Origin of the sequence: Streptomyces sp. NPDC047981, from assembly GCF_040653315.1 — a bacterium.
In the GTDB taxonomy this organism is placed as follows: Bacteria; Actinomycetota; Actinomycetes; order Streptomycetales; family Streptomycetaceae; genus Streptomyces.
In genome coordinates this window covers 9,487-23,147 of the sequence record NZ_JBEZNQ010000059.1, presented here as the reverse complement: position 1 = coordinate 23,147, position 13,661 = coordinate 9,487, and the positions used below count along the sequence as shown (strand labels likewise).

General features: G+C 70.9%; 4 protein-coding genes. 3 read left to right on the top strand and 1 reads right to left on the bottom strand.

The annotated features are described in order from the left end of the window. Positions 1–198: 198 nt before the first annotated feature. Positions 199–1,131: a hypothetical protein gene (locus AB0E14_RS28535; protein ID WP_362424208.1), complete on the top strand. Its 933-nt coding sequence runs from the start codon at positions 199–201 to the stop codon at positions 1,129–1,131. Between the two features lie 342 nt (positions 1,132–1,473). Beyond that, positions 1,474–2,685: a glycosyltransferase gene (locus AB0E14_RS28530; RefSeq protein ID WP_362424260.1), complete on the top strand. Its 1,212-nt coding sequence runs from the start codon at positions 1,474–1,476 to the stop codon at positions 2,683–2,685. Between the two features lie 74 nt (positions 2,686–2,759). Here the strand turns inward: AB0E14_RS28530 and AB0E14_RS28525 are convergent, their stop codons facing one another. After that, positions 2,760–6,284 carry a DNRLRE domain-containing protein gene (locus AB0E14_RS28525; RefSeq protein WP_362424205.1) on the bottom strand — a complete coding sequence of 1,175 codons (3,525 nt, stop codon included), beginning with the start codon at positions 6,282–6,284 and terminating at the stop codon, positions 2,760–2,762. Positions 6,285–6,794: 510 nt separating this feature from the next. Here AB0E14_RS28525 and AB0E14_RS28520 point away from each other — a divergent pair. After that, positions 6,795–13,652 (top strand): RHS repeat-associated core domain-containing protein, encoded by a 6,858-nt coding sequence (locus tag AB0E14_RS28520; protein WP_362424202.1) that lies wholly within the window; start codon positions 6,795–6,797, stop codon positions 13,650–13,652. Positions 13,653–13,661: the final 9 nt, after the last annotated feature.

Genomic DNA, 13,661 nt, shown 5'->3' with positions numbered 1-13,661 from the left:
CGGCCAGGGCTCCCGGCGTTCACGGTACGCATCCGGGCAAGGACACAAGGTTCTCGCCGCCTAGATGCGCGGCAGGTGCACATCCTGTCGTCCCGACTCCCTGATCGTTCTCGGGCTCCCTCGGATCGGGACCGAAGGCCCTGTCACTCCTTCCGAATGGCAGGCTTTGCGTCATTCCGTGCCAGCTAGGGTCGAACCATGACTGAACCTCGCATTCTCGACCTCGACCGCGACCAGCTCGCCGCCCTGCGAGGGCGGGCGCTGACCCGGGCCGTGGCGGCCGCCGAGGGGCGGACCATGGTCGCCGAGGTCTTCGCCGAGCGGGCCGCGCTCTCCCCGTACCCCGACGGCCGTGGCGTGCACAACGCCGAGCTGGTCGCCGCCTTCGGCGCCGACATCGTCGTACTGAACCTGATCGAGCGCGCCTGGGACGGCGAGCGGCTGCGGCTGCCAGGACTGGGTGAGTTCGCCTCCTTCACCGAGCTGGCGCAGGTGATCGGCCGACCGATCGGGGTGAACCTGGAGCCGGGCGACGTGCCGGAGATCCGCCGGGCGAAGCCCGAGTACGCCAAGCGGCTGGTCGGCATGGGCGCGGCGCTGCTGTGCGTCACCGCGAACCCGGGTACGGGCGGCTCGTACGAGGCCATGGCGCGGGTGACCGAGGAGCTGCGCGCCGGGCTGGGGGACGACGCGGCGGTCTGGTCGGGGAAGATGCACCATGCCGGGTACCCCGAGCGGGTGACCACCGGGCGGCTGACCGCGCTCGTCGAGGCGGGGGCCGACGGGGTGGTGATGCCGCTGCCGGGCACGCTGCCGGGCGTGACCCGGGAGCTGGCGGCCGAGGCGGTCGCGGCGGTGCAGGGCGCCGGGGCGGTCGTGATGGGCGCGATCGGCACCAGCCAGGAGGGCGCGCACGCGGACGTGGTGCCGCAGCTGGCGCTCAACGCCAAGGAGGCCGGATTCGACGCCCACCACTTCGGTGACTCGTACATCCCCGGGATGTGCGACCCGGAGGTGATGTACGCCTACTCGGTCGCGATCCGCGGACGCCGCCACACATGGAACCGCATGGCCCTGTCCGGCCGCCACACCCGGACGCCCGCGCCCGCCCCGGCGGCCGGGTCCTGGTAGCCGAACGCCAGGAGGCCTGCCCCGGCGCGCTGTGCGACTCGTCGTCCTCGTAGTACTCAGCGGCCCAGGGCGTGTCGGAGGAATCACGGGTGGACCGCACCGACCTCGATGCTGTTCTCGTCCGGACCGTCGGCGATCCGCGTCGCTCCGTGGGAACAGGATCGAGCACCTGCGCTGGATCTGCGGTGGAACGAGGTCGATCCCCGCCTGCCGCTCCTCGGTGAGCTGGAGGGGCGGGGGTGCGTCGTCCTGACGTGACGGCTGTCAACGGCACGGTACCCGGCCGGTCTTCTGTGGTGTGGGGGTTTTGTCGGGCACACTGGCCGGGTGCGCATCGTGGTGATGACGGCGGGGTCGCGGGGCGATGTCGCGCCGTACACGGGTCTGGGGGCGGGTCTCGTGCGGGCCGGGCATCAGGTGACGCTGGCCACGCACGCGATGTTCGAGCCGCTGGTGGCCGGGTCAGGGGTGCGGTTTCATCCGCTGCCGGTGGACCCGCGGGCCGAGCTGCGCTCCGCGCGGGGGCGACGGCTGCATGACGCGCGGACCGGTGCGGGGAAGCTCGTACGGCTGGCGTCCATGGCCAGGGGAGCGGCCGACGAGATGACGGCGGCGCTCGTGGAGGTGGCGCGGGAGGGCGAGGTCCTGCTGGTCGGCGGGGCGTTGGGGCCACTCGGGTACGCCATCGCCGAGGGCCTGTCCGTGCCGGCCCTGGGGCTGCACCTCCAGCCGCTGCATCCGACCGGGGAGTTCCCCGCCCCGGTCCTCGGGACGCGATCCCTGGGCACCGTGGGAAACCGGGTGAGCGGACGGGCCGTCATGGCGACGGTGGAGCTGCTGTTCGCCGACGCCGTACGGTCACTGCGGCGCCGGCACGGCCTCGTGGCGGCGGGCCGGTCCCGGGGACGGCCGGCGGCGCCGGTGTTGCACGGCTACAGCGAACTCGTCGTCCCCCGGCCCCGGGACTGGCCCGCCGGGCTCGACGTGGCCGGGTACTGGTGGCCGTACGAGACCGGGCGGTTGCCCCAGGACGTGGAGGAGTTCCTCGCCGCCGGAGCCCCGCCGGTCTTCGTCGGTCTCGGCAGCGCCACCGTTCCCGATCCCGAGCGGGTGAGCCGCGAGATCGTCACCGCGCTGCGCGCGGCCGGAGTGCGGGGGATCGTCCAGCGGGGCTGGGCGGGTCTCGACGCCGTCGGCGACGACATCCTGACCGTCGACGAGGTCCCGCACGCACCGCTGTTCCCCCGGACGGCCGCCGTCGTCCACCACGCGGGAGCGGGCACGACGGGCGCCGTCCTGCGGGCCGGGGTGCCTTCCGTTCCGGTGCCGGTCCAGTTCGACGCGGGGTTCTGGGCGTCCCGGCTCACCGCCCTCGGTACGGCTCCCGGAGTGCTGCCGCTGCGCCGGCTCACCTCCGGGGCCCTGGCCGCGGCCCTGCGCCGGGCGACGGAGGACGGCTCCCATCGGGCGCGCGCCCACGCGCTGGCCGGCCGGCTGGCCGCGGAGGACGGCGTCGCGCCGGTCCTCGCCGCGCTCGCCCGACTGGCACGCTGACCGGACGACCGAAAAGCCCGGTGGGGCCCGGCCGAGTCGGCCGGGCCCCACCGGTGTGGAAGGCGCGCGTCACGTCATCCGATGGCGAGCTTGTTCTTCCAGCCCACGCCGTCGCTGTTGCCGACGATCTCGACACCGCTGCCCGCCAGCGCCACTCGGCTGCCCGGATAGAAGCGGACCGCTCCGTCCACCCGCAGCGTCCAGATGTCGGGGATGGAGTCGCCGTTGGCGTCCGGGGTGCCGTAGAACAACCGGATGTTGCTGCGCCCCCAGCCCGAGGCGCCGTACTGGTCGTCCGTGCCGGTCGCGGAGTTGGCCGCGGAGGCCAGGGACATGATGTCCACGCCGCTGCCGTCGGAGTCCTTCTTGCCGGTGCGGAGCAGCAGGCGGCCCGACACGTCGGTGCGGTAGACCATGTCGGTCACACCGTCGCCGGTGATGTCCTGGACGGTGACGATGTCCCGCTCGAGCCAGGGCGAACTGGACAGCCGGACGGCCGTCTCGATGCTCGCGCCGTTGTAGCCGACGAGGGCCCACAGCGCGTCCTCGACCTTCAGGAAGAAGTCCGTCTTGCCGTCGCCCGTGGCGTCGCCCGCGGAGACGATCTGGGTGATGGTGTCCGGCGCCGGCGCGTTCGACGGCAGCAGGATCTCCTGTCGCTTGTCGATGTTCACGCCGCCGTACCCGTCGCCCGGGTAGACCCACAGCTTGCCCTCGCGGCGTGCGACGAGGTCCTGGAGACCGTCCCCGCCGTAGACGTCGCCGAGGTGGGTGATCAGGGTGTTCTTCCAGTAGCCGGACGGCGCCGAGACGTACTGCGGGAGTCCGTCGTCGCCGTTCGGGTCCTTGGCCGGGTTGCCGCGGTAGGAGCCCGACATGGAGTAGTCCAGGTCGCCGGTGCCCTTCAGCAGGTCGGTGGTCGACTCCGACGGGTACAGGCGCAGATTGCCGTTGCCGTCCACGACCATCAGGTCGGGCAGCTTGTCACCGGTGAAGTCGCCCGGCTGGTCCGCCTGGTCCCTGGGGGTCACGTAGAAGAGGTACTTCGTCGGCTCCGACGGGTGTCCCGCGTCGTCGACCGCCCGTACGTACAGCACGTTCGGCCCGGCGAGCGGAGGCTTGACGTTGCTCACGGTGGTCGCCGTCGTGACGGGCGCGCCGTTCGTCCGGGCCACCGAGAACGGGTACGACGCCTGGTTGAAGCCGTACTCGAACTTCACCACGTCCGTCTGGGCCGCCTTGAAGGTGAAGGAGCCGGCCGTGCCGAACTTCACCGTGCTCCACTTGGAGTCCTCGGAGTCGTTCTCGAAGCCGTTGTCCTTGGCGTCGGCGTCCGGGAACTGCGCCGAGGTCGCGGTCGGCGACGACGGCTTGGAGTTGTCGAAGACGAAGCGGCACGGCGTCTTGCTGGGCGAGTACGACGAGGTCGCGCCGAACTTGTCGACGGCCTTGGCCCGCCACGAGTACGTGGTCCCGTTCTTCAGCCCGCTGGTGGAGAAGGGATCGGTGTGGACCTTCGCCGAGCCGGTCTGGCTGCCGACGGACACCTTGCCCTTGCTGCCGAGCAGGTTGGTGGTGGAGCCGCCGGTCGGCCAGAGCTCGAAGTGGAGCGACTGGAGGTTGCCGTCCTTGTCGGTGCTGTTCGCCCAGAGGGTGATCGAGGAGGCGCCCACGTTGAGGTACGGGGACGTGGTGTCGCAGCGCACCTCGTTGGGGTCGAGGACCAGACCGGTCGGGGTCGTCGGCGGGCGGTTGTACGACAGGTCGACGAACGGGTCCTGGCCGCCGTTGGCCTGGAACTTCTTCCAGGAGTACTGGGACCCCTCGTCGGACGCCTTGAACCCGACGGTCATCGTCTTCCAGCCGCCGTCGACGGCCTTCTTCGCCGAGGACTTGACGTCGAACGCGACCCATTCGTCGGGGCAGGAGGAGGACTTCCAGCCGTGCGCGAAGCTACCGCCGCCGATCTTGTTGCCGCTGTTCATCGACGGCGCGTTCTTCCAGTTCGTCTTCGAACTGATCGAGCCGGTCAGATGCACGGTCATGCTGCGCGCGCTGCACGACCACGAGTACGTCTCCAGGGCGCGCAGCTTGGCGCTGTGCACCGTGGAACCCTTCAGGTCCGGGTCCCAGTCGATGCTGAAGTACGACCGCGAGGTGCCCCAGGTGTCGGACTCGTAGCCGACGCGGGCCTCGTGCGTGCCGCCCTTGTTGAAGTTCTTGCCGTTGTAGAAGCTCGCGTTCGGGTGCCGGCTGTAGGCCGTCGTCCAGTCGTTCGTGTGCTTCTTGACCGAGGGGTCGATGAAGACCGGGTACACCGTCGACGGGTCGCCGAGGAAGTCCTGGTCCGGGGTCATCACCCAGTCCGAGCCCTCCAGGTCCGTCCCGACGAGGGTGCCCTTGGAGTCGGGCTGGGGGCCGTTGACCCCGGGCAGCGTGAGCGTCGCCGCCGAGCCGGTCTGCGTCGGCTCGGGGGTCGGCTCGGCGGGGACGGGCGGCGCGGACCCCTCGATCTCCCCGATCACGGACGGATCCGCGGCCTCGTCGGTGGCTTCCGGAAGCACCTCGTTGAAGGTGTCGCCCTGGTCGCCGTCGTTCATGCCGTCCGTCGGCTCCGCAGAGGCGGTCGGTGTCTCCTCGGGCTCACCGGTCGGGACCGGCGACTCGGAGGGGATCACCTCGGAGGCCGTGGGGGAGGCGCTGGTGCCGCCCCCGCCGTCGGTGGACGTGGGCGTGCCCGAGCTGTCCCACATCAGCGGCGTGGGGGACTCGGCGATGTCCTGGCCTCCGGTGTCGGTGGCGGAGACGACGCCCGTGGTCGGGTCCAGCCTGAAGCTGAGGTCCGGCGAGGACAGCCCGTACGCGAGCCGTGCGACGCGCGGGTCGGCCGCGGCCTGACGGTTCTTCACCACCAGGAGCTGGGCGAAGCCCCCGTCGTCGGCGGTGAGCACGAGATCGGCGCCGGGCAGGATCTCCGGATAGAGCGCGCGGGGCCCGTCGATGATCGGGGTGGGCACGGCGTCGGGCCAGGTCAGCACGATGTCGTGGCCGTTCACGGTGAGGGTGGCGAGCACGTTGCCCGCGGCGGCGGCCGCCATGGGGGCGCCGGCCGGTGTGCCCGGCAGCAGCGGGACGCGCTGCGCACCGGCCCGCGAGGCGCGCTCGCCCTCCTGGCCCTGCCCGCCCTTGCCCTTCGAACCGGCCGAGAAGAGGACGCCGACGTTGGTGGCCTCGGTCGCCCAGCCGCCGTCGACCCGCTTCAGATCGGTGTCGATCGCCTTCCAGACCCCGTCGACCTTCGCGCGGATCGGGCTGGCGTGGATCCGCCGCTGCATCAGGCCGTCCGGCCTGGCCCACGTGGTCGAGTACGCCGTGCGCATCGCGGTGGCCTCGACGGCCTTGCCGGTCTTCCGGGCCAGCGCGCCGGCGTCGGACTCGCTCAGGGGAGCGCCGGTCCTGGTGCGCGGGGCCGCGTCCGCACGACGGTCCTCGGGACCGCTGTCGAGTCCGACGTACGTGAGGCCCGAGGCCACCACGACGGCGGCCGCCACGGCCGCGACCGGTCGACGCCCGGGCACGCGGCGCCATCTGCTCGTCATGAGCGAGGTTCCTTCCCCCTCGAGAACCGGCGTACGGCAGACGGCCGACCGGGCTCCTGTGGCTGGTCACGCGGGCGCGGCGGAGCGCGCCACGGCGTGACGGATGCCTGCAGATCATGGCTTACGGGGGATCAGTCGTCACGCGACGCTCACAAGATCTCCGCACGGGGGCGGATGCCTTTCGCCAGGCCCGGTCGGCCGTGCGACCGGGCGTGAGGAGCGGGGGGCGACGGACGAGAGGGACGTTCCCGCCCGATATCCGGACGAAAATCTCCGGGAATTGAGGCAGTTGATTGCGCTTGGTCCGGCGCGGCGGGAAACGCCGCTTACCTCGTCGGACTGGCGATTGCGGGTCCCCTGAAATGGTTCGAGCGGTGCTGTTCCCATTCGACCGAAGTATGGCTGTGATCATCACCACGTGATCACTTTCCGTCTGGTCTTTATCCGCAACTCACACACAGAATTGCCGCGTTCACTGGCCTCACCTGCGGTCCGCCCAGGCGCCGCTTCATGTCGTCCGGGGGGACCCCACCCGTGCCTGCCTTCCTGTCCGCGCGCCGAAAGCGCCTGCGTACCGCAGTGGTTCCGGCCGTAGGCGCCGCTCTGCTGCTGACGCTTCTGCCGACCCAGGCCGCCGCCCTGCCGCCGGACCCGTCCAAGGCCGAAGTGCCTCGCGAGGAACTGGTCCTGGAGAACCTCCCCGAGGAGAAGCAGGTCGACGGGGCGACCCGGAACGCGGGCCTCGACACGATCGCGGCCGCGCCGCCCGCCGACCAGGAGGAGGCTCCGGCCGGCACCGCGACCCCGCCGGCCGGCGGCACGGCCGCCGTGACCTTCGGCGACCCCGCCCCGCAGCAGGTCTCCGCCGCCTCCGGCGAAGGCGGCGTGCGTCAGGCAGCCTTCACCACGGGCGCCACTGCGGGTTCCATCACCGGTTCCACCGCGCGCGCCACCGCCGGCTCCACCGTCACCCAGGCCGAGCTCGAGCCGGTCGGCACGTTGCCCGTGAAGCTCGGCCAGGCGCCCGGCGCCGCGACGCCCACCGGCACGTGGGAGGTCGGCGTCTACCCCCGCACCGCGCCCGAGGCCGACAGCGTCGACGGCGCGGTCGTCACCGTGACCGCGCCCGCCACCGGCTCCGTCCCGGTCTCCGTGCAGCTCGACTACAAGGCGTACCAGAACCTCTACGGCGCCGACTGGGCCTCCCGGCTGACGTTCGTCCAGTTCCCCGAGTGCTACCTCACGACCCCGGACGTCGAGGAGTGCCGCACCTACGACGAGCTGGAGACGGTCAACGACACCAGGACCAGGACCATCACGGCGACCGTCGACACCGCCGCCGACGGCACGGTCACCCCGGCCGTCGCCCCGCGCGCCGTGACCCCGCCGTCCGGCGTCTTCCAGGCCTCCTACGTCCGCTCCGCCGGCGTGCGGCAGGTCGCCGCGAGCGGCGACCGGGCCGTCGTCGGCGCCGTCGACTCCGGCATGGGCGAAGGCGGCTCCTTCCGGGCCACCCCGCTGATCTCCAACGGCAAGTGGGAGGCCGGGACCTCCTCCGGCGCGTTCACCTGGTCGTACCCCGTCGCGGTGCCGTCCGCGCCGGCCGGTCCTTCGCCGGAGATCTCCTTCGACTACAACTCCCAGGCGGTGGACGGCAGGACGGCCACCTCCTCCCCGCAGGCCTCCTGGATCGGCGAGGGCTGGGACTACGACCCCGGCCACATCGAGCGCCGCTACCGCACCTGCAAGGACGACCGCGAGGCGACCTCGGCCGGCGAGCCGAACAACACGGCGAAGAAGGCCAAGACCTCCGACCTGTGCTGGGTCTCGTACAACGCCGTCATGTCCCACCAGGGCCGGACGCTCGAACTGGTCCGTGAGGGCACCAGCAACATCTACCGCCCGCAGCACGACGACGGCACCCGCGTCGAGCTGAAGACCGGTGGCACCAACGGCGACAACAACGGCGAGTACTGGGTCGTCACCACCACCGACGGCACCCGGTACTACTACGGCCTGAACAAGATCGGTGACGGTCACGCCGACACCCAGTCGGTCTTCACCGTCCCCGTCTTCGGCAACCACCCCGGTGAGCCGTGCCACGCCGAGACCTTCGCGGCCTCCCGCTGCAACGACGACGCCACCAAGCAGCAGGCCTGGCACTGGGGCCTGGACAAGGTGGTCGACGTCCACGGCAACGTGATGATCGTCAACTGGCACAAGTCGACGAACTACTACGCCGTCAACAAGAAGTTCAAGACCCCGGAGAAGTACGACCGCGGCGGCCTCCCGGACTCCATCGAGTACGGCCTGCGCGAAGGCGCGCTGGGCGCCGAGCCGGCGGCCAAGATCGACTTCCTGCTCTGGCAGCGGTGCGTGCAGGACGACACGGTCTGCGCCTCCGAGAAGTTCGACGACACCAAGAACCCCGCCTCCTACCGCCCCTGGTGGGACAGCCCCGGCAACCTCAACTGCAAGTCGGGCTCGAAGCTCTGCCCCGGCTTCCCCTCGTTCTGGAACCGTCTGCGGCTCGGCGGCATCACCACCTACGCCCACCGGCCCGGCACCACGGGCCTGGCCAAGGTGGACACCTTCCTGCTCAACCACTCGTTCCCCCGGGACTGGTACGACACCGCGCCGGGCCTGTGGCTGAACTCCGTGACCCGCTACGGCTTCAAGCCGGGCGACACCAGCGGCACCCTGCTCTCCAAGTCCGGCGTCTCCTTCAAGCCGTACATCGTCGGCACCGGAACCGCGCACCCGCTGAGCGGCTACCTGAAGGACAAGCAGCTCCCCAACCTCGTCCCCCGCAGCAGCACCGACGCGCGCCCCGGCTTCACCCGCCCGCGCATCGGCGCCGTCTCCACCGAGCACGGCGGTGACATCGAGGTCACGTACAAGGGCGGCTGCAAGGTCCAGCCCACCGTCGCACCCGAGGACAACCACGGCACCTGCTTCCCGCTGCGCTGGTCCCCGGACGGCGAGGTGGAGAAGCCGGCCCTCGCCTGGTTCAACAAGTACGTCGTGCACACGGTGACCGAGACCGACCGCATCACCGGTGTCTCCGACCGGATCACCCACCGCTACGACTACGCCGACGCGGCCTGGGCCAAGAGCGACGACGAGTTCACCAAGCCCGCCCTGCGCACCTACAGCGAATGGCGCGGCTACCGGCAGGTCTCCACGGTCAAGGGCAGCAAGAACACCCCCACCACGGGCAGCCCGCAGACCCAGTCCCGCTCCGTCGTGCGGTACTTCCGCGGCGCGGGCGGCGTGGTCAAGGACTCCAAGGACGCCGTCACGCTCGTGGCGGACGACGCCGCGCAGTACGCGGGCATGCCCGCCGAGACGATCGCGTACGACGGATCCGGCGGCCGGATCGTCAAGCGCACCCTGACGTTCCCCTGGTCCAAGGAGACCGCCTCGCGGACCCGCGACGGCGGCCTGCCGCCGCTCAAGGCGTACCGCACCGGCGTGCAGCGCTCCGACGCGATCCAGACGGTCGGCAGCGGCTGGCAGGCGGTCCGCACCGAGACGGAGGCGGACCCCGACTGGGGCATCCCCGTCCAGATGCAGACGGCCGTCGTCAAGCCGAACGGCACGGGCGAGACGCTCAGCGACTACAACTGCACCACGACGACGCTGCTCCACAACACCACGGCGCACATCATCGGCGCTCCCTCGTCGACCCGTAAGACGGCGACCTCGTGCGCGACCCAGGCGTCCGCCGACCCGGCGACGCAGCTGATCAGCTCGGTCCGCATCTCCTACGACGACCAGGCATGGGGAGCTCCCCCGTCCAAGGGACTCGTCACCTCCAGCGCCGAGATCGACGGCGCCGGCACCTCGCACTCCGTCGTCACCACGACGACGTACGACCCGCTGGGCCGGACCCGCAAGGTGACCGAGCCGGAGGTCGGCACGACCGAGACCCAGTACACCCCCGGCGACACGGGCGGCGCGGTCACGAGCGTCAAGGTCATCAACCCCAAGGGGCACGCGACCGTCCGCACCTTCGACCCCGGCCGCGGCTCCGAGCTCACCGTCACCGACCCCAACGGCAAGGTCGTCCGGAGCGAGTTCGACGCCTTCGGACGGCTGGTCAAGGGCTGGTCGACGGGCCGCTCCTCCGGCACGCAGACGCCGGACGTCATGATCGGCTACCAGATGGCCGACACCTCCGCGACGGTGACCAGGCCGACGGCCGTGACCACGCAGAGCATCAAGGACGACGGCACCTACGCCAAGCAGGTCACCGTCTACGACGGCCTGATGCGCGCCGTCCAGACCCAGCGCGAGGCCCACGGCCCCGGCCGGATCATCGTCGACACGCGCTACAACGACCACGGCCTGGTCGGCGAGCAGACCGGCGCGTACGTGGCGAAGGGAGAGCCGGAGGCCGCCCAGTTCAAGCGGGTGTCCGACGCGCTCGTCCCGAGCCTGGTCCGCACGCGCTACGACGGTCTGGAGCGGCCCGTCAGGGCGACGACCTACCACGGCGGCGACACCGCGTTCTGGTCGACGACCACCTACGGCGACACCAACACCTACAGCCGGCCGGCCGGCGGCGCCATGCCGGCCACCAACACCTGGACCGACGCCCGTGGCCGGATCACCCTGATCCAGCACTACACGAACACCGCCACCAGCCGCTGGCGCGACACCCGCTACAGCTACGACGCCCGCGGCAACCGCACCAAGGTCACCGACCCGGCGGGCAACGCCTGGACCTACACCCATGACGCCCGCGGCCGGATCACCTCCGCCACGGACCCCGACACCGGGGACATCTCCTACGGCTACGACAAGGCCGACCGCCAGACCAGCGTCACCGACCTCCGGGGCGCGATCCACACCTCCTACGACCAGCTGGGCCGCGTCGTCGCCGTCCGCGAGGGCACGACGGGCTCGGCGCCCACCAAGGAGTACACCTACGACGACGTCACCGGCGGCATCGGCCAGCGGTCCTCCTCGATCCGTCACGACGCGAGCGGCGACTACATCACCCGCGTCACCGGATTCGACGCGCGCTACCAGCCCACCGGCCGTCAGGTCGTGATCCCCGCCAACGCCATGACCACCGGCGTCTCGGGCACGTACGGCTACGCCTACAGCTACACCCCGACGGGCAAGCCGCTCTCGGTGACCCTGCCGGCCGCCGGCGGCCTCGCCACGGAGAAGGTCATCACCCGCTACAACAGCGACGGCCTCGCCGAGTCGACCTCCGGGCACACCTGGTACACCTCGGACATCACCTACTCGCCGTACGGGGAGCCGCTGCGCACGGTCACCGGGCCGCAGCCCTACCGCGTGTGGACGACCAACTTCGTCGACCAGCACACCGGGCGCCTCCAGCGCACGGTCGCCGACCGGGAGACCGCGAACTCCCACCGGATCTCCGACAGCACCTACGCGTACGACATCGCGGGCAACATCACCGGCTTCGCCCGCAAGGTGACGGACGGCACGGTCACGACGCGGGACACCCAGTGCTTCACCTACGACGCGATGGGCGAACTCACCCAGGCCTGGACGTCCAGCCTCACGCCACAGGGCGACGGCACCGGCTGCAAGGCGGCGAACGGCGCCACCTGGGGACCGCGCACGGACGGCTGGCCCTCCACCGGCCCGGTGGCCGAGGCTCCCGACCAGGTGACCGACGGCGAGAGCCCCGACAGCGTGCTGACGGCCTCGCTGGCCTCCGGCGCCCCCGCCACCGGGACCCTCGACACCAGCGCCACCTCCTACTGGCAGTCCTTCCGCTTCGACCTGCTCGGCAACCGCGCCTCGCTGGTCGAGCACGACACCAAGGACGCCACCAAGGACGTCACGTTCACCTACGGGTACGGCAAGCTCGTCACGGGCAACGGCACCTCGCCGTCGTACACCGCCCAGCCCCACACCCTGTCCTGGGTCTCGACGGCCCCGGCCGGCGGCGGCAGCTCGTACGTCAACGACGCTTACGGCAACACCACCAAGCGCGACCTCGCCACCACCACGCAGGACCTGACGTGGACGCGCGAGAACAAGCTCGCGACGCTCACCGAGGGCGGCGTCACGACGAAGTACGTCTACGACGCCGACGGCAACCGCATCCTGGAGAGCACCCCCTCCGGGAGCGTGCTGAACCTGGACGGCGCCGAACTGACCACCGCCGCCGGGAAGATCACCCGCGCGACGCGCGGCTACGCCCAGCAGGGCGCGCCCACGGTCGTCCGGTCCACGGTGAACGGCGCGACCACCGGCCACAAGCTCACCGTGCTGCTCTCCGACCACCTCGGCACCGCCACCACGGCGGTCGAGCAGACCACCAACCAGCCCGTCACCCGCAGGGCCTTCAAGCCCTACGGCGAGGTGCGCGGACCGAAGCCTGCCTGGGTCGACCGCCGGTCGTACCTCGGCGTCGGCATCGACAGCCCGAGCGGTCTGACCCACATCGGGGCGCGTGAGTACGACGCGTCCACCGGGCGCTTCATCTCCGCCGACCCCGTGGTGGACCTGTCCGACCCGCTGCAGATGAACGGGTACGCGTACAGCAACAACAGCCCCATCACCAACAGCGACCCGACCGGTCTGTTCTTCTTCGGCCTCTTCAAGCAGGTCAAGAAGATGTTCATGCAGCTCACCGGCATCGGTCTGCACGCCAACCCTGGCCTGAAGAAGCCGCTCGCCAAGCCTCCGGTGGTGAAGCACACGGAGTTCCAGAAGATCCTGAACTCGATCTACCTTCGGGAGGTCAGGCCGGGGTCGAAGATCACCGGTGACGGAAAGGCCGCGACGGCGTTCATCCACGAGCTGAACTACGGCAAGCCCGTCAACGGCAGGTGGCACGTCCCCAAGGTCCCCGACCTGATGACGCGTCTGTCCAAACTCGTGGAGGCGGACCGCAAGGCGCGGATGGACACCGGCAAGGGCATCCTCACGGACTCCGAGCGCAAGCTCGCCATGGCCGAGGCGAAGGACCTCTGGAACGCCATGAACCTCGAGGACATCGACGGCAGGATGACGGCGAACGTGAAGGCGAACCCGGAGAAGGAGCGAAGCCTCCTCGCCAGCCGCAAGACCGCCCTGAGCGCCGAGGCCATGTCCGACATCACCGGCCAGAAGTTCGCCGTCAATCCCAAGGACCGGTCTCCCAAACCGAGGCCGAGGGCCACGGGCAGCCCGAGCAGACTGGGCGGCTTCATGAAGTCGTTCGGCATCGCCGGCGGCGTTCTGACCGGCGTGGGCGGGGCGGCCGGGAACATCAAGGAACACGGAGTGAAGGACGGCCTGTGGGAGACCGTCGAGGATATCTTCGACCCCCTGGGGATGGCGGACGAGCTCAACGCCGATCCGTGTGCCAACCCGGCCGCCTGTATCGCGTAAGGAAATCGA